Source organism: Frankia sp. CeD (assembly GCF_000732115.1).
Classification (GTDB): Bacteria; Actinomycetota; Actinomycetes; order Frankiales; family Frankiaceae; genus Frankia; species Frankia casuarinae.
In genome coordinates, this window is record NZ_JPGU01000012.1 from 1 (window position 1) to 23,036 (window position 23,036).

At 72.2% G+C, this 23,036-nt stretch carries 20 protein-coding genes, 1 pseudogene and 1 riboswitch; of the genes and pseudogenes, 15 read left to right on the plus strand and 6 right to left on the minus strand.

The features are described 5' to 3' along the window. Together CED_RS09410 and pknB are read right to left on the minus strand one after the other, a co-directional pair. Positions 1 to 1,536 (minus strand): DUF5667 domain-containing protein (locus tag CED_RS09410; protein WP_235186990.1); only part of this gene is annotated, 1,536 nt, incomplete at its 3' end. Positions 1,537 to 1,626: 90 nt separating this feature from the next. After that, on the minus strand, positions 1,627 to 3,741 hold the full coding sequence (gene pknB, locus CED_RS09415; RefSeq protein WP_235186991.1) for a Stk1 family PASTA domain-containing Ser/Thr kinase: 2,115 nt from the start codon (positions 3,739 to 3,741) through the stop codon (positions 1,627 to 1,629). A gap of 269 nt (positions 3,742 to 4,010) precedes the next feature. Beyond that, positions 4,011 to 4,124: riboswitch (TPP riboswitch) on the plus strand. Between pknB and CED_RS09420 the strand changes: the two genes are divergently transcribed. From CED_RS09420 to CED_RS09475, 12 genes and pseudogenes are all read left to right on the plus strand, one after another. After that, positions 4,120 to 5,133, plus strand: coding sequence for a thiazole synthase (locus CED_RS09420; RefSeq protein WP_023841270.1), 1,014 nt, complete (start codon positions 4,120 to 4,122; stop codon positions 5,131 to 5,133). (Overlaps the previous riboswitch by 5 nt.) Beyond that, entirely contained in the window at positions 5,130 to 6,296 is a 1,167-nt protein-coding gene (gene thiH, locus CED_RS09425; RefSeq protein ID WP_035909947.1) for a 2-iminoacetate synthase ThiH, read from the plus strand. The genes CED_RS09420 and thiH overlap by 4 nt, the downstream gene beginning before the upstream one ends. A gap of 39 nt (positions 6,297 to 6,335) precedes the next feature. Beyond that, entirely contained in the window at positions 6,336 to 7,571 is a 1,236-nt protein-coding gene (locus tag CED_RS09430; protein ID WP_035909948.1) for an NAD(P)/FAD-dependent oxidoreductase, read from the plus strand. Between the two features lie 228 nt (positions 7,572 to 7,799). Then, positions 7,800 to 9,449 carry a Gfo/Idh/MocA family protein gene (locus CED_RS09435; RefSeq protein ID WP_035909949.1) on the plus strand — a complete coding sequence of 550 codons (1,650 nt, stop codon included), beginning with the start codon at positions 7,800 to 7,802 and terminating at the stop codon, positions 9,447 to 9,449. A 127-nt stretch (positions 9,450 to 9,576) separates the two neighbouring features. Then, positions 9,577 to 9,900 carry an Rv2175c family DNA-binding protein gene (locus CED_RS09440; protein WP_023841271.1) on the plus strand — a complete coding sequence of 108 codons (324 nt, stop codon included), beginning with the start codon at positions 9,577 to 9,579 and terminating at the stop codon, positions 9,898 to 9,900. Between the two features lie 65 nt (positions 9,901 to 9,965). Beyond that, complete coding sequence (gene thiS / locus CED_RS09445) at positions 9,966 to 10,223, plus strand: sulfur carrier protein ThiS (protein WP_011437456.1); 258 nt, start codon at positions 9,966 to 9,968, stop codon at positions 10,221 to 10,223. Then, complete coding sequence (locus CED_RS09450) at positions 10,204 to 10,917, plus strand: thiamine phosphate synthase (RefSeq protein WP_035909950.1); 714 nt, start codon at positions 10,204 to 10,206, stop codon at positions 10,915 to 10,917. The genes thiS and CED_RS09450 overlap by 20 nt, the downstream gene beginning before the upstream one ends. A gap of 29 nt (positions 10,918 to 10,946) precedes the next feature. Further along, positions 10,947 to 11,327, plus strand: a complete 381-nt coding sequence (locus CED_RS09455; protein ID WP_011437454.1) for a lycopene cyclase domain-containing protein — start codon at positions 10,947 to 10,949, stop codon at positions 11,325 to 11,327. Beyond that, positions 11,324 to 11,611: pseudogene (locus CED_RS26130) on the plus strand (lycopene cyclase domain-containing protein); the annotation flags it as partial. The gene CED_RS09455 and the pseudogene CED_RS26130, both read left to right, overlap by 4 nt. 322 nt (positions 11,612 to 11,933) lie before the next feature. Further along, positions 11,934 to 12,971 (plus strand): hypothetical protein, encoded by a 1,038-nt coding sequence (locus CED_RS09465; protein WP_235186992.1) that lies wholly within the window; start codon positions 11,934 to 11,936, stop codon positions 12,969 to 12,971. A gap of 255 nt (positions 12,972 to 13,226) precedes the next feature. Then, the gene (locus tag CED_RS09470) at positions 13,227 to 14,279 is read left to right on the plus strand and encodes an MBL fold metallo-hydrolase (protein ID WP_108913763.1); all 1,053 of its coding nucleotides are present in this window, start codon (positions 13,227 to 13,229) and stop codon (positions 14,277 to 14,279) included. 47 nt (positions 14,280 to 14,326) lie between these two features. Beyond that, complete coding sequence (locus CED_RS09475; protein WP_011437450.1) at positions 14,327 to 14,908, plus strand: TerD family protein; 582 nt, start codon at positions 14,327 to 14,329, stop codon at positions 14,906 to 14,908. A gap of 27 nt (positions 14,909 to 14,935) precedes the next feature. Here CED_RS09475 and CED_RS09480 read toward each other — a convergent pair whose 3' ends face one another. Further along, on the minus strand, positions 14,936 to 15,253 hold the full coding sequence (locus CED_RS09480; protein ID WP_011437449.1) for a type II toxin-antitoxin system RelE/ParE family toxin: 318 nt from the start codon (positions 15,251 to 15,253) through the stop codon (positions 14,936 to 14,938). A 200-nt stretch (positions 15,254 to 15,453) separates the two neighbouring features. On the opposite strand from CED_RS09480, the gene CED_RS09485 reads away from it, so the two are divergent. Further along, complete coding sequence (locus tag CED_RS09485) at positions 15,454 to 15,876, plus strand: CoA-binding protein (RefSeq protein WP_023841275.1); 423 nt, start codon at positions 15,454 to 15,456, stop codon at positions 15,874 to 15,876. Here CED_RS09485 and CED_RS09490 read toward each other — a convergent pair. Then, entirely contained in the window at positions 15,818 to 17,272 is a 1,455-nt protein-coding gene (locus CED_RS09490; RefSeq protein ID WP_369807808.1) for a hypothetical protein, read from the minus strand. The two genes, CED_RS09485 and CED_RS09490, sit on opposite strands and share 59 nt — an antisense overlap. Beyond that, positions 17,269 to 19,089 (minus strand): glycosyltransferase family 2 protein, encoded by a 1,821-nt coding sequence (locus CED_RS26135; protein WP_369807809.1) that lies wholly within the window; start codon positions 19,087 to 19,089, stop codon positions 17,269 to 17,271. The genes CED_RS09490 and CED_RS26135 overlap by 4 nt, the downstream gene beginning before the upstream one ends. A 451-nt stretch (positions 19,090 to 19,540) precedes the next feature. Here CED_RS26135 and CED_RS25780 point away from each other — a divergent pair, with 451 nt between their 5' ends. Together CED_RS25780 and CED_RS09505 are read left to right on the plus strand one after the other, a co-directional pair. Beyond that, on the plus strand, positions 19,541 to 19,879 hold the full coding sequence (locus CED_RS25780; RefSeq protein WP_255353838.1) for a DUF5999 family protein: 339 nt from the start codon (positions 19,541 to 19,543) through the stop codon (positions 19,877 to 19,879). Between the two features lie 216 nt (positions 19,880 to 20,095). Beyond that, positions 20,096 to 21,607 (plus strand): bifunctional phosphatase PAP2/diacylglycerol kinase family protein, encoded by a 1,512-nt coding sequence (locus CED_RS09505; protein WP_235186998.1) that lies wholly within the window; start codon positions 20,096 to 20,098, stop codon positions 21,605 to 21,607. A 41-nt stretch (positions 21,608 to 21,648) separates the two neighbouring features. On the opposite strand, the gene CED_RS09510 is transcribed toward CED_RS09505, so the two are convergent. Then, complete coding sequence (locus CED_RS09510) at positions 21,649 to 22,485, minus strand: hypothetical protein (protein WP_035910004.1); 837 nt, start codon at positions 22,483 to 22,485, stop codon at positions 21,649 to 21,651. Between the last annotated feature and the right edge of the window lie 551 nt (positions 22,486 to 23,036).

Sequence of the window (23,036 nt, forward strand, 5' to 3'; positions counted from 1 at the left end):
GGCGGGGGTCGGGGTCGTGGCGGGGGTCGGGGTCGGGATGGTCGTTCCGCTCGTGGCACCACCCGGCGCCGGGCTCGGGGGCCCCGGCGAGCCGATGCCGGTGCCGGCAGGGGTGGGAGTGCCGGGGGTGGGAGTGCTGAGGGCGGGCGCGGCGGTGGCCCCGGTCGCCGTGGGCCGAGGTGCGGAGAGCAGCGGCGCCACGTAGGGCGGGGGGGTGAGGGCGTCACCGGTCGGCACGATCGGAGAGATCTGGCGGACGGGTGAGGGGGCCCGGACCGGCGCTGGTGCCCGCGGGCCGAGCCTGCGCCTGACGTCGTCGATGAGATCCAGAGCCGCATGCGCCGGTCCGACCGAGCCCACGGGAAGCGATCTCAGCAGGTTCTTCAGCCCGCGGGACTGCTCGGTGGTGAAGGCGTTCACCGTGGTCCAGGCGTCCGTGTCCCCGGCGGCGACCCGGGCCAGCAGTACCTGCGTGCCGGCGCGCACCTCGGCGATCCAGTCCCGCAGCAGCGCGTTGACCAGCTCGGGGTCGAGGCGGTCCCCGTTGCCGGGGCCGGGCGGGTCGCTCGGCGCGTCGGGGCCATCGGATTCGCCGGCGTCGCCGGAGACGGCGGGNGTGCGGGGACCGGGAGGCCACGTCCCCGCAGTGGGTGACACCGCAGCGGGTGACACCGCGATGGTCGGTGACACCGCGATGGTCGGTGGTGCGGCGGTCGCCGTGGGGNTCACCACCGGCACCCGCGGGCTCGTCTCCGGAGCGCCGGCACCGGTTTCCGGGGCGATCACCCCGCCGTCGTTCACCGTGATCGTGCGCAGTTCGCTCATCCGCAAGCCGGCCATGCCCAGCCGGGTCTTCGCCCGCTCGACCGGATCGCGGACCAGCGACACCTGGAGGTCTTCGACCTGTCGTTTGACGCCGTACAGGGTATCGCCGGGTAGCGAGTCCCCCGAGCTGACCGCGAGGGCCGCCGTGGTGACGGCGGCGGTGAGTGCTCCGGCCAGCAGCGGCCGGGCGGCCCGGGTCATCCTGCCCCGGCCGGAGACACCGCAGGCAGAGACACCGCGGGCACCGGTCCGGCGTACCCACCGCGCGTCGACCGGATCGTTTCCCGGCAGGTCAGGATCGACGCCCTCGGGAGGCGTGCGTGCGGGACGGGTTCTTGTGGGACGGGCCTCGGTCTCGTGGCCCTTCACGGAGGTGCCGGGGGAAACGGCGGCGGGGGAACGGACGGGATCGCATGCCGGGGAGCCGGTGACGGCGGCGAACAGCTGTCCGCGCAGGGCGGCGTGCCGTGCCGGATGCAGCCGCGGTGACGGCAGGTCCCGGAGGGCCGCCACGGTGTCGATCAGCCGCGCGTCGGTCTCGTCATACGGGGGGCGCTGTCCGTCCAGCAGGTCGGCGACCCGCTCGGCCCGCCGTCCACCGCCGGCCATGCCCCGCCACGACGACTCCCGCCACCACGACGACTCCCGCCACCACGACGTCGGCCGCCGCGGGCCGGCGGGCCACCGGCCACGACCACGCGCTGCCTTCACGCCGTCGTCCCCCCGGGGAAGCGGTCGCGGATCTTTCGCCCACCGCGCGATTCGTTGCACAATATGATCAACCTGGTGGAGGATGGCGGCTCAGCCGAGGGGGTCCCACGTTGTGTTGACGTGCACGGTACTTCCTTTTTCGATTTTGCNCCCGGCCTTGGCGGACTGCGATGTCNCCCGGTCGCCCGGCCCGCCGATCCAGCCGATACGGTCAATCTTCAACCCCCGGCGCTGCAGGATGTTCTCGGCTTCCCGGTAGCTCTTCCCGACCACGTTCGGCACCGGGACCTGGATCCCGCTGCCGTCGCCCCCGGAACCGTCACCGTTGTCGAACCCGTCGGCCTCGGCTACGGTGAGGGTGACGGTGCCGCCGGGTGAGATCGGCTGCCCCACGTCGGGAGAGACCCCGAAGACCTCACCGGGCTGCACGGCGTCGTTCACGGCGTCGGTGCGCTGCACCACGAGGCCGATGTTCAGGCCGACGAGCTCGGCCTTGGCCTCCTCGAACGACTTGCCGATGATGTCGGCCGGCACCGGCTTCGTCGCGGGGCCCGTCGAAGTGATCACGACGACCTGGTCCTTCGGCTTGAGCGCGGTGCCGGCCCCGGGGTTCGTACCGATCACATGGCCCGCCGGCACCGTGTCACTGGACTGTGGGCTCAGGCCGCCGAGGGTCAGGTCCACTTCGGCCAGCCGGGCCTTGGCCTGGGTCTCGGTGAGGTTCGCCAGGTCCGGCACGCGCACCGTCGCGGGGCCGGAGCTCAGCCGCAGGGTGATGAGCGCGCCCTTGTCAACCTTCGATCCGTCCCGGGGATCCTGCTGGGCGACGTGGCCGACCGGTACCGTGGCGCTGGCGACCGGGTCGAGGTAGGTGAACTGGAAGCCGGCGTCGCGCAGCATTTTCTCGGCGTCGGATCTGCTCAGGTTCGTCAGCAGCGGGACCTCGGTCCCTCCGCCGGACAGGGAACGGAACGCGAGGATCCCGAGCAGCAGGACCAGGACGGCCATGCCACCGACGACGACCGGGATGAGCCCTCGGGAGCGTGGCGATGCGGCGGCCCGTCGCCGCCCGCGCCCGCCACCGCCCCCGAGATAGGCCGTGGCGGTCGGCGAGGGCGGGGAGGCGGATCGATAGAGCGCGCCGGTGCCTGGCTGGCCCGGCCCGGCACCGGCGAACGCGCGCTCCGCGGCGGCCCCCGGCCCGGCGCCCCGGGAGTCGTCGTAGTCCTCGGCCTGGAACGGCTGGGTGTACCCGGGCTCCTGGGGGTACCCGGGCTCCCGGGCCCCTGAAGGCCGCTCGGCCAACCCGATCCGTTCGATCTCGCCGGTGAACCCGCTCGGGTAGGCGTCCTGCGGGGGCAGGAACGGCTCGATGCGCCGCAGCTCCGCCAGCAGGGCCGCACCATCGACCGGCCGGCGCGCCGGGTCGCGGGCGGTGGCCCGGAGAACAAGACCGTCCAGCTCGGCGGGAATGCCCTCGATCATGGTGGACGGCGCCGGCACGTCGCCGTGGACCGACTGGTAGGCCACCGACATCGGGGTGGCGCCGCTGTGCGGGAGCTGCCCGGTCAGGGATTCGAAGAGCACCACACCGGCGGCGTAGACGTCGCTGCGGGTGTCGGCGACGCCGTGGGTGACCTGCTCGGGGGCGAGGTACCCGACAGTGCCCATCACCACGCCGCCGGTGAGTGCCTGGGTGGGCTGGCTCACCGGACGGGCGAGGCCGAAGTCCGCGACCTTCACCTGGCCGTCGTCACCGAGCAGGATGTTCTCGGGCTTGATGTCGCGGTGGATGATGCCGGCGGCATGCGCGGCGGCGAGGGCCTCGATCACGGGCTCGATGATCTCGATGGCCTCGGTGACCGGGAGCCGACCCCGGGCGCCCAGGTGCTGGCGCAGCGACCGGCCGCGCACCAGCTCCATCACCAGGTAGTTGACCAGACCGGCGGGGATGTGGTCGGAACCCTGGTCGAGGATGGAGACGACGCGCGGGGNGTTGAGCCGTGCCACGGCCTTGGCCTCGCGATGGAAACGGGTGACGAACTCCGGGTCGTGATTGAGAGTGGGATGCATGACCTTGAGGGCGACGAGCCGGTCCAGCCGGTTGTCGTGCGCGACGTACACCGTCGCCATCCCGCCGACGGCGAGCCGTTCCTGCGCCGTGTAGCGGCCGTCGAGAAGCCGACCTACGACGGGGTCGGCCACGGTGGCATCCACGAGGGAGAGTTTACGATCGTTGTCGAAGGATGCCGCTACCGAGCCCCGCGAGGTTAACCCGGATACGTCGTTCGAGCGAGAAGTACCTCGTCGCGCAGCATGGTGTCCACCGGGTGAAACCCGGGTGCCCACATTGAATCGGTTCTCAAGGCCGCGATGATCGTCGACGGGCGTGGATCAGTGTCGCAGATCGGCGTCGCAGATCGGCGTCGCGGCGGGACACCCGAAGCCGCGGCCAGGAAGCAGCGGTTACACTGTCGATTGCTCCGGGGAGCCCACGGACGTGGGCTGAGAGGCTGGCCAGTATCCCGTCGGCGACCCGTATACCCGATCGCGGTCATGCGCGCNTGGGGAGGATGAAAGATCGTGTCGCAGCACCCCCTACGTCCTGCCGGTTCCCGTCCCGGCGATTCTCCCCCCGACGGTTCCTGTCCCGATGGCCTCGCCGGTGAAGGTTCCGCCGTCGGCGGCGGGGGTGGTGGTGAGGCCGGACCCGGTGCCGCGGGGGCGGACGATCTCGTCATCGCCGGGCGGGCCTACGGCAGCCGGCTGCTGATCGGCACCGGGAAGTTCGCGAGTCACCGGGTGATGCGGGACAGCCTCGTCGCATCCGGTGCCACCATCGTCACCGTGGCGCTGCGCCGGGTCGACATCGGCCGGATCGGTGACGGCGACGTTCTCGACTTCATCCCGCCGTCGATGACCCTGCTGCCCAACACCTCGGGCGCGGTGGACGCGGCCGAGGCGCTGCGGCTGGCCCGCCTCGGGCGGGCGGCGACGGGCACCGGTCTGGTCAAGCTGGAGGTCACCCCGGATCCGCGCACCCTGGCGCCGGATCCGCTGGAGACCCTGCGCGCCGCCGAGCTCATGGTGGCCGACGGCTTCACGGTCCTGCCCTACTGTTCGGCCGACCCGGTGCTGGCCCGCCGGCTGGAGGAGGTCGGCTGCGCCACCGTGATGCCGCTGGGCAGCTGGATCGGCTCGAACCGCGGGCTGCGCACCCGGGACGCGATCGAGGCAATCGTGGCGAGCGCCGGGGTGCCGGTGGTCGTGGACGCCGGGCTCGGGGTGCCCTCGGACGCGGCCGAGGCGATGGAGATCGGCGCGGCCGCGGTGCTGGTCAACACCGCTATCGCGGTGGCCGCCGATCCGGCGCGCATGGCGCGGGCCTTCGCGCTCGCCACCGCCGCCGGCCGGTTGGGTTTCCTGGCCGGCCGAGGGGCTGCCGGCCCGGCCACGGTGGCGTCCGCCTCCTCCCCGCTCACCGGGTTCCTCGGCGCCCACCCGTCACCGGCGTCCCACCCGTCACCGGCGTCGCCCGTGCCCTCGGTGTCCCGGGCGACGTCCCCGGCTGCGGTGGTGGGCGAGGCGTCCAGGTGAGCGCCCCGCCAGGGGAGTTCGCGCGCGAACTTGCCGGTCACGACCTGGCCGGGCTGTCCGCGATGTCGCGGCGGGCCACGTCCGCCGAGGTGGACACGGTGCTGCGGCGGGTTCGGCCCNGATCCGGNGGGNCGGCCNCCCCCCNGNTCGGNCTCGNGGNGCTGGCGATCCTGCTCTCACCCGCGGCCACCGCCCGGTTGGAGGAGCTGGCGATTGCCGCCCGGGAGGCGACCCTGCTCCGGTTCGGTCGGGCGGTCCGGCTGTTCGCCCCGATGTACGTGTCGAACGCCTGCCTGTCGTCCTGCACCTACTGCGGCTTCGCCAAGGGCCTGCCGGTGGTGCGCCGCACGCTGGACCTTGAGGAGGTGGTGGCGGAGGGACGCCTGCTGGTCGACCGGGGGTTCCGTCATCTGCTGCTCGTCTCCGGCGAGCATCGCGTCGAGGTATCGGCCGACTACCTCGTCGCGGTGGTCGAGCGGCTACGGCCGATGTTCCCCTCGATCAGCATCGAGACCCAGACCTGGTCGGACGACACCTATGCCCGGCTGGTGCGTGCCGGGTTGGAGGGAGTCGTCCATTACCAGGAGACCTACGACCGGGCCCGCTACGCCGAGGTGCACGTCGCCGGCTGGAAGCGTGACTACGACCGGCGGCTGTCCTCGTTCGAANGGGCCGCGCGGGCCGGGGTGCGCCGGCTCGGGATCGGCGCGCTGCTCGGGCTCGCCCCGGACTGGCGCGCTGACGTGCTCGCGCTGGCCGCGCACGCCTCCTTTCTCTCCCGTCGCTACTGGCGGACCGAGGTCTCGATCGCGCTGCCGCGCATCAAGCCGAGTGCCAGCGGGTTCCCGCCGGTCGTCGTCGTTGACGACGCGGAGTTCGTCCAGGCGTACGCGGCCCTGCGCCTGTTCGAGCCGGACCTCGCGCTGTCGCTGTCGACCCGGGAGCCGGCGGTGCTGCGCGACGGGCTCGTCCGCATCGCCGTGACCACCATGAGCGCCGGCTCCTCCACCGAACCCGGCGGCTACACCACGCCCGGCACGGCCCAGGAACAGTTCTCGATCTCCGACGAGCGTTCGCCGGCACAGATCGCCGCGATGCTCGCCGAAGCCGGGTACGAGCCGGTGTGGAAGGACGCCTTTCCGCTTGTCGACCCGGTGCGGTGACGGCGGCCCGGCGTCGCGGGTCGTCGATAGTCTGCTCGAATGCAGCGAATAGTCGTCGTGGGCGCGGGAATGGCGGGGGGCCGGGCCGCCGCCGAGGNGCGCGCGCGNGGNTTNGCGGGNGAGGNGATCCTGCTCGGGGCGGAGCCGCACCGGCCCTACGATCGTCCGCCGCTGTCCAAGGCGGTGCTCTCCGGCCGCATCGACGACACGACGTTGCCCTTCGACCTCGACGGGGTCGAGGTGCGCCTCGGACGGCGGGCGACGGGCCTGCGACCGGGCACTGTGGAGACCGACGCGGGGCCGCTGGACTACGACGGCCTGGTGCTGGCGACGGGAGCCGACCCGGTAACCCTGCCGGGCGACGGCCCACAGCGGGTCCTGCGTTCCATTGACGACGCCCGGGATCTGCGTGGCGCCCTGCGTCCCGGCGTCCGGCTCGTCATCGTTGGTGCCGGCTGGATCGGCGCGGAGGTCGCCACGGCGGCGGCAGCGATCGGTGCCGAGGTCACCGTCGTGGAGGCAGCCGCCTCGCCGCTGTTCGCCGCGCTCGGCGCGCAGGTGGGCCGGTGCACGATCGCGTGGTACGCCCGGGCCGGGGTTACCCTGCGCCTGGCCACGGCCGTGGAGCGGGTCACCCCCGACGGGCTGGTGCTGGCTGGCGGTGAGGAGCTGATTGCGGACGAGGTTGTCGTCGGCGTCGGGGTGCGGCCCGGCACCGCCTGGCTCGCCGGTTCCGGGCTCGCCCTCGACCGGGGAGTCGTGGTTGACGAGCATCTCGCCGCCCGGTGGACCCATGGTGCCGACGGTGCCGACGGCGACCGGCCGCCGGTGGTCGCGGTCGGTGACTGTGCTGCTTGGTGGTCGCGTCGCTACGGTCGGCGGCTGCGGGTCGAGCACTGGGACTGCGCCCAGCAGTCGCCCGCGGTCGCGGTCAGCACGCTGCTCGGCGGGGAGGCCGTCTATGACCCGGTGCCCTACTTCTGGTCGGAACAGTTCGGCCGCATGGTGCAGTTCGCGGGACTCCCTTCGGCAGAGGCTGCCCCGGTGTTCCGGGGCGATCCGGGCGTCGTCGTGCCGCCCGACGGCGGGCGTCCGTCTGGCTGGTCGGCCGGGTGGTTCGCCCCGGACGGCCGTCTCGAGGCGCTGGTCACTGTGGGGCGCCCGATGGACATGGTCGCCGGTCGCCGGTTGATGGCGGCCGACGGTATCCCGGATCGGGAGCGTTTCGCCGATATCTCCGTGTCGATGAAGGAACTGGCCGCGGCAAGTCGATGACGCCCGGTGACGACCCGGTGTTCCCGGTGCTCCGGATTTTCCAGGCGTTCCAGGCGTTCCGATCGGCCGGACGGCGGGATTTCTGGATATCAGGATCATTGGTACTCTTGCCCGGCATTGCGTTATGTATGCATCCTTGTGTAAATCTTTGCGCGGATCTTTATTTGGATCTTTGTTTGATGACCCCAATCGCCGGAACGTCGGGAACAGTCACTAGAGTGCGGAGACGTGCCTCGCATTCACCTGGTGTCGAACCTGGCCGGTGTGAACGCGCTCGGCGACCATTTGCGGGCAGCGGGTCTCGGCCCGACCTCGGCACGGTCGGCCGACGCGCTTCTCGTGCTCATCGACCGTCCGCTCGACCACGTCGAGCAGGAGTTGCTGGACCGGGCCCGGCAGACCGTCCCGGTCCTGCTCGCCGGGCCGACCATGCGGGCGCTGCCGCCGGGAAGTCCGCTCATCGAGGCGTCCGGTTTCATCCCGGGGCGGACCACCGCGCCCTACGACCTGCGGTTGACCGTCGGGCCGCAGGGCGGCGCGGTCATGGCCCGGTCCGCGGACTTCCGCCCCCGGGAGAGCTGGATCATCCCCGACAAGATTGCCGACGACGTGGAGCGGCTGCTCCTGGTCCGGCACGAGATGGGCGAGCATCCCGTCTGCACCTGGCGGCCCTCCACGGGCCTCGGCATATTCNCCCTGGGTACCGGTCCCGCCGTGCTCGCCGATCCCGCCTACCAGCGGCTCGTGGGACGTTGGCTGCGGCACTGCCTCGGCGTGCTCGACGCCGCGCCGGCCAGGGTCGGGCTGCTGGGCACCCCGGACATCACCGGGACGCACCACTCGGCGGTGGACGCGACCGAGGGCCTGGAACTCGCCGCCCTCTGCGACGGCGGTGCCGGCCGGCTCCCGGCGCACGCGGCGGGTCGCCCGCCGCGCCGCGTCGACGACCCGGACGACCTGGTCAACGATCCGGATCTCGGGGTCGTCATCGTGGCCACACCGACCCACACCCGTCTCGAATGGGCTGGTCGTGCGCTGGAGGCCGGCAAGCACGTCGTCGTGCACGCCCCGCTCTGCCTGTCGACCCCGGACGCCGACCAGCTCGCGGAGCTCGCGGAGGCCCGGTCCCTGGTGCTCGCGGTGTATCCGGAGGGTCGGGACGACCCGGGCTACCGGGCGGTCCGCGCCGCCGTGCACCGCGGCGCCGTCGGCGAGCCGCTGCGGCTGGACGCCCACCGGGGCGGCTTCCGCCGGCCAGCCGGCACCTGGCACGACGACGAGCGGATCAGTGGTGGGCAGCTCCATGATCGGGGCAGCGCCTGCGTTGACCAGATCCTCGCCCTCGTTGACGAGCCCGTCGAATGGGTCAGCGCGTCCACCGTCAAGCGGGTCTGGCACCACGTCAGCAACGCTGACCACAGCCGGCTGCTGCTGCGTTTCGCGAGTGGGGCCGAGGCGCAGGTCACGGTCTCCGATCTGACGGTGGCCCGGCGCCCGCGGTTCGAGGTGCTCGGGTCCACCGGCTCGCTGATCCTGGACGGGGCTTTCCGGGACGGCGGGGCTTTCCGGGACGGGGAGGGGAAGCTGGTGCCGCGGTTGGGACGGCACGCCGGTCGTCGGTCCGAGGTCGAGGCCGAGGCCGAGATACTCGAGGCGGAGGCGGGGTCGCTCGTGCTGATCACCCATGACGGGGTGCGCAGCCACATCCCGCTGGCACCCACCTCGGGCAGTACGTTTCACCGGGACCTGGCGGACTGTCTCGTCTCGGGCTGGCCGCTGTCCGGCTACGGCGTGCAGACCGCCCGTCCGGTGGTCGCGGTGTTGGAGGCGGCGGTGCGCTCGGCGGCCGCGGGCGGCGCCCAGGTGGCTGCGCTCTGACCCGTTCCGGCCGGACCGTCCCGGCCGGAAACCGCCTGGTCATCCCCTCGCCGAGGGGCGCGGCCAACGTCCGCGGCCGCGCCGGCACCATACGACGCCATCGAGACTTAGGTGTTTACTCTTGACCATGGACTGGCTGACCCTGCCTGACGTCGCCGATCAGCTGCAGGTTCCCGTGACCCGTGTCCGGCAGATGGTGCGCGACCGGACGCTACTGGCCCGGCGGGAGGGGGGCGTCCTGCGGGTGCCTGCCGATTTCATCCGGGACGGCGCCGTCGTCAAGGGGCTGCCCGGCTTGCTCACGGTGCTGGCCGACGCGGGGTTCACCGATGAGGATGCGCTCGACTGGATCTTCCGGGAGGATCCGAGTCTGCCGGGCACCCCCATGCAGGCACTTATCGAGAACCGTGGCAAGGAGGTCAAACGGCGGGCCCAGGCGTCGGCCTTCTAGCCCCGGCCCGGTCCCGGCCGTACCCACCGCCCGCACGGCGGGCGCTGCTCCCGTAGGGTCGAAAAATGGTCGATCGTCCGCCGCACTTGCACCCGCGTGCGCACCCGGAGCCGCTCGCCCGGGCGCGGGTCGTCGTCAATGGTGCGCCGCGGGGCATCCCGGGTGGCCAGCCGCTGCCCGACCTGCTCGCCGAGCTGGGCCTGCCGTCTGGTTCGGTGGTGGTCGAGCACAATGGCGTGGCTCTGACGCCGTCCGAGATTCCCGCCGTCCGGCTCGCCGACGGCGACATTTTGGAGATCGTGCGTGCTGTCGCCGGAGGTTGAGGGATCGTCGCCGCGCGCCGGTGGGCCAGCCCGGGCGGACNGGTTGCGGCGGCTGGCCGACGCCCGCCTGTACCTGTGCACGCCGCGTCGGGCCGAGTTCGACGCCTTCCTGAGCGCCGTGGTCGGCACGCCCGAGGCCCCCGGGGTCGATCTGATCCAGCTCCGGGAGAAGGGGCTCGAATGGGACGAGGAGCTCGGCGGGCTGCGGCGGGTGCAGGCCGCCGCCGGCGCCAGGGGAGTGCTGGTCAGCGCGAATGACCGCGCCGACCTCGCCGCCTTCGCCGGGGTCGACATCCTGCACGTCGGTCAGGGCGACATCCCGCCGCGGTTTGCCCGGCGCCTGGTGGGCCCGGACGTGCTGATCGGACAGTCGNCGCACGATCCCGACCAGTTCCTCGCGGCGCTCGCCGACCCCGACGTCGACTACGTGTGCGTGGGGCCGGTGCACGCCACGCCCACCAAGGAGGGCCGGCCGCCGGTCGGCCTGGGTCTGCCCCGGCTGGCCGCGCGGCACGCTCCTCCGTTCGCTCCGGGCGTGAAGCCGTGGTTCGTCACCGGTGGCGTCGGTCCGGATACCCTGGATCAGATTCTTGCGACGGGAGCGCGCCGCGTGGTGGTCGTGCGGGGCCTCACCGGGGTCGAGGATCCGGCCGCGAGCGCTGTTGCCCTCGCTCGGCGTCTGAGAGCTGTCTGAGAGTTGTCGATGCGCCGTCCGAGCCGCCGATGCGCCATCTGAGCTACCTCGCGGTCCTGGCGGGATGCCTGCTCGGAACGGCGCCGCTTGAGGTGTTTCTGGGCACCCGGGTGTACGCCCGGCCGGTTCGGCTGCTGCTGACCCTCGCCCCCGTCATCGTGATCTTCGTTGTCTGGGACCTGTTCGCCGTCTCCGCGGGGCACTGGAGCTTCGACCGGCGCCGCATCACCGGGATCCTGCTTCCGGGGGGCCTTCCCCTGGAGGAGCTGCTGTTCTTCGCCGTGGTGCCGATGTGCGCGATCCTGACGCTGGAGGCCGTGCGCGCGGTGCGGGGCTGGGACGTCGGCGACGAGCCCGCCCATCCGAGCGCGACGCGTTCCGATGGGACTCCCGATGGTGATCGGCCGTGAGCTACACGGCCCTGGCGGTCGTCGGGGTCGCGTTGGCGATCGCGATGGACCTGTGGGTCCTGCGGACCCGGCTGCTGACCCGGCGGGTTTTCTGGACTTCCTATGCGATCATCGCGTTGTTCCAGTTGATCTCCAATGGGATCCTCACCGGGTTCGGCATCGTCGTCTACGACCCCCGCCGGATCCTCGGCCCGCGGATCGCGCACGCTCCGGTCGAGGATCTGCTGTTCGGCTTCGCGCTGGTGACCCAGACGTTGGCATGGTGGGNCTGGTGGGGGCGCCGGCTGCGGGGCGGGCCGCCCGGCAGGCCTCGCAGCCGGCGGACCGGGGAGAGCCGGGAGGCCAGCGACAACGGCGACAACGGCGACAACGGGGTCAATGGGGAGAATCGGGGCATCCCGTCTCGNCCCGAGGGCCGAGAGAGATCTCGGCGTACTTCGTGACGGAAACGAGCGAATTGGTCCCCTAGCGAGAATCCGTCGGCTTAATCTCGTCACGATGACGCATGATGGTGCGGGGGGCCCGGGATCGCCGGGACGTCACCGTTCTCCCTGGGGGCGTTCAGGCCGGATCCTGCCGATCCGGTGGGGACGCATCATCGCTGTGGTGGCTGTGTTGGTCGTCATCGTTGCGGGTCTGGTGGTTGTGCGTGGGCGGATGGCCGGCGACCATCGTGCGGGTTCCTCCGGAGGCAGGCCGGGTGCGCCGGTCGCAGCGCCGGCACCCACGCCCGGTGACGAGGACGGGCCGGCGGACGTGACGGCGGCCCCGGTCACTGCCCGGCCGGGTGCCGGTCCGGCCCTTTCCACCGCGTCCGCGGCCTCCCCGAGCACCGGCATCGGGTCGGTTTCGCCACGGGTTGCCCCGACCGCCGCGAGGCCGCGGACCGGACCGCCGCCCGGGTCACCGGCCGTCCCGGTCGCTGCGCGGCCCGCCGGCCCGGCCCTAAGCCTGAGCTCGACCAGGGTCGACCTGGGTGACGTCGACTCCGTCTGGCGGCTTGACCTGCGTGGCGAGGGCACGGCGCCGGTCGACGTCGTGATCGGCGCCAGCCCGTCCTGGCTAACCGTGGTGCCCGGCCGGTCGCGGATCGATCCGGGGGCCGTCGTCCCCCTGGTGATCACTCTTGATCGGGCGGCGGCACCGTCCGGACCGATCGATGTGACCGTTCCAGTCAGGCCCCGCAAGGGTGATGGCGGGGGCGACGTGCGGGTCACCGCCAGGGTCGACGGCTCGCCACAGGTGGTGTCGATGGTCGCGGCGCCGACGACGCTGTACCCGTCCGGCTGCGCGCCGGCCGCGAGGGTGACCGCGTCCCCGGTGACCGCGTCCCCGGTGACCGCGTCCCCGGTGACCGCGTCCCCGGTGACCGCGTCCCCGGTGACGGTGTCCACGGTGACGGTGTCCGTCGTGGACGCGACCGGCATCTTCGCCGCGGAGCTCGTGGTGAACCTCCCCGACGGAGGCAGGGCTAGTGTGTCGCTGGTCCTTGACCGGGCGACGGGTAACCGGTCGACGTGGTCCGGCCCGGTGGGCCCGGCCCGTGTGGCCGGGGCGATCACCTACACGGCCACGGTGACCGATCTCGACGGGCGGCGCTCCCGGGCACCGGGATCCCTCACCGTTCTGCCCTGCCCCTCCTGACCGGCGCGGTGACGGTGACGGCGGTGACGGCGGTGACGGCGGGGGGGAAGTATGGCGCCGCCCCGGTCGGGGGGGACCNGGCGGNGCGGGATAGCATGACAGGTTGGCCGGGACGCGCCAAGGTTCCGTCGGGTGGCGCAGGCCCAGAGACGGGTGCCGCAGGCCCGGGGCGCCGCGGTACGCGATGCACGCGCCGTCGGGCGCCGGAGAAAACGGGTGGGTGAGGTCGTGGACGCTGCTCTCGGGGATGTCGGTGTGCCGCGTCAGACCGGGCCGCAGCCGGCCGTGGAGCGGGCCGGCCGGGACGGTGCCGCGCGGTGGCGTCGGCCCCTGCCACCGGTCGAGCAGGTGCGTCCGGGACTGTGGAGTATTCCCGTCCCGTTGCCCTGGGCCAAACCGGCGCACGTGTTCGTGTACGTTTTCGAGACCTCCACGGGCCCGTTCCTGATGGACGCGGGCTGGGACTTCGACGAGGCGTTCGACGAGCTGCAGGCCGGACTGGCGATGATCGGGATGTCGGTGGCCGACGTGCGGGGCGTCGTGGTGACCCATGCGCACCTGGACCACTACGGCCTGGCGAACCGGATCCGGGAGGCATCCGGGGCGTGGGTCTCGTTGCATCGCCTGGACGAGGCGATGCTCCGGCACTTCGAACATGGTTACGCCGACCGGATCTCCGAGCTGATGATCCGGGCCGGGGCGCCCGCCGAGATGACCGAGCGGCTGCTGGCGGGCTACCAGCAGCCGGCCCCGGGCCTATCGCGACCCGACATCCTCCTCGAAGACGGCGACCGGCCGGACATCCCGGGCTGGGATCTCACCGCGCTGTGGACACCGGGCCATTCGCCGGGACACCTCTGCTTCTGGGAGCCGACCAACCGGCTGCTGTTCTCCGGGGACCACGTCCTGCCCTCGACGGCGGTCGGGGTATCCGCGCCGGAGGAGGCCGTTCCTGATCCGCTGGGGGACTACCTGCGTTCGCTGGCCCGGCTGCGGAGCCTGCCGGCCGAGGAGGTGCTGCCGGCGCACGAGTACCGGTTCACCGGGCTGGAGCGCCGGCTCGCGGAGCTCGACGCGCATCACGCCGGCCGGCTGTCCGAGGTCGTCGAGGGACTGCGCGCGGGTGCCTCGCGGGTCTGGGACGTCGCCGGATACGTGACCTGGCATCGGCCGTTCCGCAACCTGCGGGGGGTGGCGCTGCAGAACGCCGTGATGGACACGATGTCGTACCTCGCGACGCTGGAGGCAACCGGCGCGGCGCGTTCCGAGCCGGGAACACCAGACCGGTGGCGCCTGATCGAGCCGTAGGGCCCGCCGGTCGGCAGGGCGGGGACCATTCGTACTAAGGTGAGGATATGACCTCCGTGTCGCTGTCCAAGGGCGGCAATGTCTCGCTGAGTAAGGTCGCCCCCAACCTCACTGCCGTGACGGTGGGCCTGGGGTGGCAGGTGCGGCAGACCACCGGTGCCGCCTACGATCTCGACGCCAGCGCGATCATTGTGAATGACGCCGGCCAGGTCCTCTCCGACGGCTATTTCGTGTTCTTCAACAATCTGGTGAGTCCGGACGGTGCGGTGAAGCACCTGGGTGACAACCTGGTCGGTGGCGGCGGCGGTGACGACGAGCAGATCAACGTCGACCTGCGGATGCTGACCCCGCAGGCGGCGAAGGTCGTGTTCACCGTGTCCATCTACGATGCCGACTCGCGTCGGCAGGCCTTCGGCCAGATCCGCAACGCGTTCATCCGGGTGACGGACGCGACGAACGGCGCGGAGGTGGCCCGCTACGACCTCACCGAGGACGCCTCCACGGAGACGGCGATGATCTTCGGTGAGCTGTACCGCTACGGTGGGGAATGGAAGTTCCGCGCTGTCGGTCAGGGATACGCCTCCGGGTTGCGCGGGATCGCCTTGGACTTCGGCGTCAACGTCTCCTGACCGCCCGGGCCTCGTGACCGCCCGGGCTCAGACCCGGCGCCATCCGGTTGCGGGGCGGGCGTTGCCGATCGTTGGCACGATCCGGGAGCGGGCACCTCGCGGCGCGACGACCATAACGCGCACAGAGCGTGTGTTGGCGTCGATCCGGTAGAGGATCCGCCAGGTCCGCCCGCTGGCCTCGTGCATGCCGACCTGCTCGCCGGGGATCGGAGTGCCGGCCTTGCGCGGATCGTCGCGCAGGGCACCGTCGAGGAACCGACGGACCTCGCCGCGGGTGAGCTCGGCCAGCTTCGACAGGTCCCGCTCGGCCGAGGCGGACAGCGTCACCTCGTGCTTGTCACTCACCGCCGGCTCCAGCCCCGGCGGCCAGCCGTCCCCCGGCGGCCGGAAGCGGGGAAAGCTCCACGTTCTCCACGTGAAGATCCTATGCGCCCGCCTCCACCGGGGCTCGTGCTTCTCGCCCCCGTTGCCGGGAATCGTTGCCGGGAACTGAGAAGTCCTTCCGCGGTCCGGATGAACCGGGCGGCATGGGCGGTTATGCGGGTATGCGCTTCGGAGATGACGACACCATTCGCCGCATGCTCACCGACACCGAGGTCTGGGCGGTGGTGGGGCTGTCCAACGACACCCGCCGGACCGCCTACAGCATTGCGGACTACCTGCGACGGCACGGCAAGCACGTCGTGCCGGTGCATCCTTCGGCACCCGTGGTCGCGGGGGAGCAGGGATACGCGACGTTGAGCGAGATCCCGTTTCCCGTCGACGTCGTCGACCTGTTTGTCCGGTCGGAGCTGGCCGGCCCGCTCGTCGACGAGGCGGTGAAGATCGGCGCGAAGGGGGTCTGGCTCCAGCTCGGTGTGCGGGACGAGGCTGCCGCGGCGCGTGCGGGCGAGGCCGGGCTGGACGTCGTCATGGACACCTGCCCGGCGATGGAGGCACCCCGGCTGGGGCTCGGCTGGAGCCGTTGATCCCCGGCTCCTCCGCGGGCGCCCGGCGCGATCGATTGAGCAGCACGAACCGGCGGGTCGCGAGCGCGGCGGCAGGCGGGNAGAGCACGAGGACGGGGNGNAGGNAGCGGTAGTCGAAGCACACCNTCGCGGCCGGGNCGATGAGCGTGGCGGCCCCGGCCGCCACGAGGAGGGCCATGTCCGCCCGCAGCCGTCGATCTTCGGCGGCCCGGTCCCGCAGGCCTCTCCGGCGCCGGGAGCCACGGTTCCCCGGCGGCGCACGGCGGTCCCGTCCCGGGATCATGATCGCGACGACGGCAAGGATCACCATCCCGGCCAGGGCCGGACCGGGCGTGAAGACGAGATGCTGGTAGCTCCGCAGGAAACCGGCGGACGGCTCGCGGATGACGCGGCTGGGCGCGTCCCCGTGGAAGCCGAGCAGTGGCTCGCCGTTGTGCAGGTAGCGCGGTTCGTTACCGGTCGGGAACCGCCAGGTCGCGTCCGGCCAGTCACGGTGCCCGACCGGTCGGCCCGGGGCGAAGTAGTGCGCGATCTCCCCGCCGACCATCCGGGCGTAGTCACCGAACTGATACCGGATGACCTGGCGGGTGAAGTCGCGCAGCAGCGCGTCCCGCTTGTCGTCGGGCATGTCGAGCCGCCAGTGCGGGCTGTTGCCGTTCCAGACGTAGTAGCTGGGATCGGGCCGCCCCGCCACCGGATGCGGGGAGCACAGGACGAGCTGGCGCGTGCTCAGGTGTAGGCGATCACATTCGGCGATCGGTGCCACCCGGCCGTACATCCACACCGCGTCCCCACCGGTGAGCGCGTACTTCCCGTGCGCGTGGTGGAACCAGCCCGCGTATCCGACGAGTGGAACGGCGAGCATCACGGCGAAGGCGGCGGGCCGGAGCCATCCGACGCGACGAAGAAGCAGGTAGCCCACGGCGAGCACACCCATGGCGACCCCGATGGTGCGGACCAGGCCCGCCCCGCCCAGTAACAGGCCGGCGAGCCCGCACGCCCACACCGACGGTCGTGCCGACCAGGTCAGGGCGATCATCGCGGCGACCAGCAGGACCGCGAACAGGGTCTCGGCCATCACGTAGTGCTCGAGGACCAGCTGGTAGGCGTCCAGCAGGACCGGCGCGGCGGCGAGGGCCGCCACCGGGGCCGCCACTCGGCGGTGGACCAGCAGGACGTAGATCCCCACCCCGAGCGCCAGGCCCGCGACGTGCTGGACCACCGTCACCCACCACAGGTCGCCGGTGTGCGACAGCAGGCGCAGGAAGGCCGGGTATCCGGCCGGCCGCATCGGGTCGGGCGCGTGCAGGGTGGAAAGTCGCAGGTAGGCGTAGGAGTCTCCGCTGAACTCGAACGCCGGCCGGTAGGCGTACCCGGTGACCACCCGCAGGGTCATCCCGGCGACCAGGAGAACCGCGAAGGGCAGATGCCGCGCGACCGGCTGGGCGGGTCGGGCCGGCTGGGCGGGTCGGGCCGGCTGGGCGGGTCGGGCCGGCTGGGCGGAGGCCGGACCCGATTCACGGCGCCGCGCGTTCGGGCCGTAGAGCGGGCCGGGGTGCTCCCCGGACGGCACCCGGCCCGGGGCGGCGAGGTCATCCGCGGGGTCATTCCCGGAGGCGGGGTCATCCCCGAAGACAGCGGGATCGCATAGGGAGACGGGCGCGGCGTCACCGGGCAGCGGTGGAAAGCGGCGTCTGCCCGAGACGACCATTCTGCCCAGGACGGCCATGATGAATATCCGCCGTTTTCAGAACCTGACGACCTCGGCCGGGTGTTCCGGCGCCTCGAAGCACAGGCCGAGGCCGGGCGTGTCGGCCCGTGGACCGCTCGCCTCGGCCTGGGTGGAGCCCGCGCCGGCACTCGCACCCGCACCCGCGTCAGGGCCCGTGCCGGTACCCGTGCCGGTACCCGTGCCGGTACCCGTGCCGGNCCCGTGCCGGTACCCGTGCCGGCACGGGTACCGCGGGCCGACGCCCGCTGATGCCCCCCGCTGGGTCCGGCGGTCAGCAGCCGCAGGAAGAAGGATCCGAAGGCGGTCTGCGCGCCCAACACCATCAGCGTCATCGCGAGCAGGGCCGGGCGCATCTCGTTGAGCGGTCCGAGATTGTTGACCAGCCAGCGGACGAGGACGACCACGTCCACGACAAATCCGACGATGAACAGGCCCGCGCCGAGCGCAAGCCCGCGTTCGAGGGTGAACAGGCGGTGGATGAGCGGCAGCGGCCAGCGGCGGCGCTCCTGCCAGCCGAGGGCGTGGTTGTGGACGTCGGCGCAGACCCCCAGCAGCACCAGTTGCCAGCCGAGTAGCGCCAGCAGCGCGAACAGGATCGAGAAGTGCAGGTCCAGCCGGTGGAAGCCGAGATTGAGCGAGCCGGGCAGCAGCGCCGCCTGGCCCACGATCCCGAGCGCCAGCAGCACCAGGCCGGGCAGCACGAACAGGTGCCTCGGCGCCAGCAGCAGCATGAACCGCAGGTGCCGCCAACCATCCCGCAGGGAGTGCAGCTTGGAGGCCCCGACCCGCGGATGGTAAGTGATCGGCACCTCCTCGATCCGAAGCTCGGCGCGGCCCGCGGCGATCACCAGTTCGGAGGCGAGCTCCATCCCCTCGCAGCGCAGCTGCATACGCAGGTACGCCTCTCGGCTGAAGGCCCGCATGCCCGAGTGCGCGTCGGAGGAACGGACGTCGAACAGCCGGTTCAGGATGCCGGTGAGCACAGGGTTGCCGACGTAACGGTGCAGCCAGGGCATCGCTCCCGGCAGGATCTCTCCAGCGAAGCGCGACCCGAGCACGTAGTCGGCCCGCCCGGCGCGCAGCGGAGCGAGCAGGACGCCCAGATCCGAGAAGTCGTAGGAGTCGTCGGCGTCGCCCATCACGATCAGCCGGCCTCGGGCGGCGGCGAACCCGGCCAGGTAGGCGTTGCCGTAGCCGCGCCGGGTCTCGCGGACGACCCGGGCACCTGCGGCTGCGGCGACGTCCGCCGACCGGTCCGTGGATCCGTTGTCGACAACGACGACCTCGCCCGCGGCACCCGCGGTGGCCAGTCCCGCAAGGGCCTTGCGCACACAGACGCCGACCGACTCCTGCTCGTTCAGACACGGCATGACGACCGACACCTCGACCGGCTGTCCGCCGGCACGCGGGCCGAANCCCCCGCCGGTGGGGATGCCCCCGAAGGCGTCGGTACCGGTACCGACACCCGTGGCACCGTCCATCGTCCGTACCCCCCCTTGTGGCCGGGCATGTCCGGGTCCGTGGCCGTTCACCGGTGCCTGTCCGTGGCTCTGCCGTGTCGATGCCCGGTCGCCGGGGACAACGGGCGCCGTTCATGCAGGTGGGCGCATCAGCGGAACCGGCCCACGTCATTGTTGCGGTCAGGATGGCGGAACCGCTCGGCCACCGCCCCGTAACCTACCGATCCGATGGTCCGGTCCTGTTACCGGTATCTCGCTGTAGACACCCCGTGGTCCGTCCGGCTGGTTCCCGATGTGCCGCGTTTCGCATCCGCGCTGGTCACGGCCGTTGCCCACGCTGACTTGCGAGTCAAGGGTCGCAGACACGTCGGCCCCTTCACACGCGCCTCGGTGTGACGCTTCTTACGGAGAGGCGTAACGTCTGGTGCTCGTGCAAGCTGTTCGCGTTTCAGACCCGGCATCGGCGTCCCCGGTGCCCACCGACGACCCGGAGCCCTCCTCGCCCGAGCCGTCCTCAGTTCCCCTGCCCGCTGACGCCTCACGCACAGCCGCGCTCCGGCGACGTGGTTGCCCGCACTGTCCGCCCTGCCCCACGGCGGACAGTGCGGATCGCGACGCTGCCCGGGTGGCCAGCCAGCATTGGGACCAGGGCTGGATCCTGCTGTGTAACGGGGTGATTCTGTTCGAGGACACCGGCGAGATCCTGCCGACAGGTCGCACCGTCGAGCCACGACGGGCGCTGCCCCGGCCCGGGGGCGTGGCACGGCCGCCGGCTCCGAGATGGGCGAGCCAGGCCCCGGTCGCGTTCTGACGGTCGCGTTCTGACAGGCGCGGCCTGACAGCGAGCTCCTTCTGCTCGCTCCTTCCGTGGAGTTCGGGAGGATGTGAAGTTCATCCCAGTTGATCTGGGTGTCCCCCTTACGGGTACGGTGCCGGCGTGGCGTCAAGGTCGGTGACGAGGCCGGGAAACGGGACCGCTCCCCGCTGGCCCGCGGAGAACCGGGTCGGTCGGCGCGTCCGGATCCTCATGCGCCGTGACATCGCGCTGGGCCGGACGTTCCTGCACGCCTTCACCAGTGCGGACCGGTCGCTGTTCGCGGCGCTGGCCGGCGGCAGACCGCTGCTCGACCCGGCGCTGCCGCGGCTGTCCCACGCTGCCGATCATGGTCTGCTCTGGTGGGGGGTGGCCGGGGCGCTCGGTGCGACGAAGGGACGCCGTCGCCCGGCGGCCGTCCGTGGCCTGCTCGCCCTGGGAGTCGCGAGCGTTCTCGCCAACGGGCCGATGAAGGTGGTGTTCCGCCGGGACCGCCCACCGACTCACACGATTCCCCCGCTGCGGCGGCTTCGCGAGGATCTCACGACGTTCTCGTTCCCCTCTGGGCACGCGGCGTCGGCAGCCGCCTTCGCCACCGGAGTCGCGTTGGACGCACCCGGCGCGGCGGTGCCGGTGGCTGTGCTCGCCGCCGCGGTGGCGTTCTCCCGGGTGTACGTCGGGGTGCACTATCCCGGGGACGTGGCCGCCGGCGTGCTGCTGGGGATAGGGGCGGGCCTGGCGACGACGAAGGTGATGCCGCGTCGGCCGTGGGCCCCCGCCCGGGCCAGCCCCGCGTCGGCGTGGGCGCCCGCCCTGCCCGACGGCGACGGCCTTACCGTGGTGGTGAACGCCCGTTCCGGTCCGGGTAACCACACGGACCTGCTCGCCGTGCTGCGGGCCGACCTGCCCAGGGCCCGGGTCGTCGAGGTCGACGCGGGCGGCGACGTAAGAACCGTGCTGAGGTCCGCGGCGGCGCGGTCCCGTGTGCTGGGCGTCGCCGGCGGCGACGGCACCATCAACGCGGCCGCCCAGACCGCGCTGGCGCACGGCGTGCCGCTGGCGGTCTTCCCCGCGGGCACGCTCAACCACTTCGCCGCGGACGTCGGACTCGCCGGGGCGGGTGACTCGGTGCAGGCGATACGGGAGGGTTCGGCGGTCGCCGTCGACATCGGCCGGGCCGAGGGCATCGGCGCGACGTTCAGTCGGTTCTCCCGCATCTTCGTGAACACCGCGAGCCTCGGCGGTTACCCGGACATGGTCGCCATCCGTGCGCGGTTCGAGCGCCGCATCGGCAAGTGGCCGGCGATGCTCATCGCGCTGAGCTGGGTGCTGCGCCACGAAACGCCGTTCGAGGTCGAGATCGACTCCGAGTACCGCCGGGTCTGGCTGATCTTCGTCGGCAACGGGATCTACCAGCCCGANGGNTTCNCCCCCNCCTNCCGCNCCCGCCTCGACGAAGGGCTGCTGGACCTGCGGGTGGTCGACGCCGCGGCGTCGCTTGCCCGGCTCCGGCTGGTGGGGGCGGTGCTGACCGGCCGTCTCGGGCGCAGCCGGGTGTACGAACAACACACGGTCGAACGGGTCACGATCTCATCCCGTCAGCCCGGCCCGCTGCCGTTCGCCTGTGACGGCGAGGTCACGGAGGGAGTGGAACGCATCGTCATCACTCCGGGCGGAGCCCGACTGATCGTCTACCGGCCGCGGCGGCCCGGCGCATCCGGCTGAGCCGGGCCGGTGGACCGGCAGCCGGGCGGACCGCGGCGGCGTCAGCGACCGCGGCGGTGCTGCAACGGGATGAGCGTGTGCAGCGGGCTGGTCAGCCGGGTGAACTGGTCGGTATCGAGGAGATCCTCGACGAGCAGCGCGCAGGCCAGGTCGGCGCACAGCNCCATGNCCCGCCGGTCCTCGCTCGAATCGGTGCCCCGATGGCCGCGGCAGTACGGGCACAACCGCCAGAAACCCTCGGCGGCGCTGCGCCGGACCAGGGTCCACACCCGGCGACGCCCGGTCACCACGGCGCTCGCGAAGGCGGCGTCCATCGCCATCTGATGCGCGGAGTCGTCGCGGGTGAGTGCGGACACCAGCAGGCCGTCGAAGACCTCGAGGCTGTCCGGATCGTGGCAGCGCCCGGCGAGGACCGGGAGTGCCGCGAGAACCCGCTTCACGTCCGCCGCGGCCGGGCCGAGGTCGGGTTCGTGCGAGCGCGCGCGGGGGTAGACCGTGCGCCACGGACGCATCAGTGCCGCGTACTCCGCGCGGCCGAGGATGGGCCGGGAGTAGGAGGCGGCGACCGCGTCGCGCATCGCGCGCAGAGCCGTGGCGGCGATCGTCGGTTCGACGGTGACGTACTCCGCGCCGGTGAGGTCGTCGGCGTAGATCGCGCTCAACGCGTCGAAGGCGGCCAGCACCTCGACGATCAATGGAGAGTCGGGGGAGAGCGCCTTGTCCCGGGCAGCGGCGAGGTACCCCGAGTTGCGCCAGGCGGCGGCGAGCGAGACGAGCTCCGTGTCGGTGGTGTGGACGAGTTGGGCGAGGATGCCGAGAATGCCGCGGAGGTTGGGATGTTCCTCCAGCCGCTCGATGCGACGGGCCCGCAGGATCATGCCGCCGTCCCGTCCACGCGGCTTGCGACGCCGCACTGGGACCGCCGTGGGCTCACCGCGCTCCCGCCTGTCCGCGGTTCAGGTGATGCCGCCGCGGGTGCGGTGGTCGTCGCCACACCATTCACCTCGTCCTCCTCGACCGTCGCAGCAGACGCCGCGCGGGCCTCGTCACGACCCGCAGCCGCGCGCCGGCCGGTCGGCTGGTTATCGGCTGGCCGGCCGGCTCCTGATTGACCTGACAATTGACCTGACAGCGACCTGACAGATGCCTGACCGTACCGGACCGCGACGTGGCCGTGCGATGATCGGCAGGCGGGTTTTCGTTGCTCTCCGACACCGACGGGGGCCGGGAGTACGTGCCGGAGGGCTTCGCCGCCGGCGGTTTCACAGCTGGTAACGCCGCGTGACCAACCTTTGGACATCACCCTCGAGAGACTAGTGTCCGCGGCGGCGATGCGGAACTCAACGCGTCATCAAGTGGAACATGGGGTACCGCGAAAGACCCGGGGCGTAACCGAATCGGGGACGGCGGTGGACCCCGATGAAGCCGA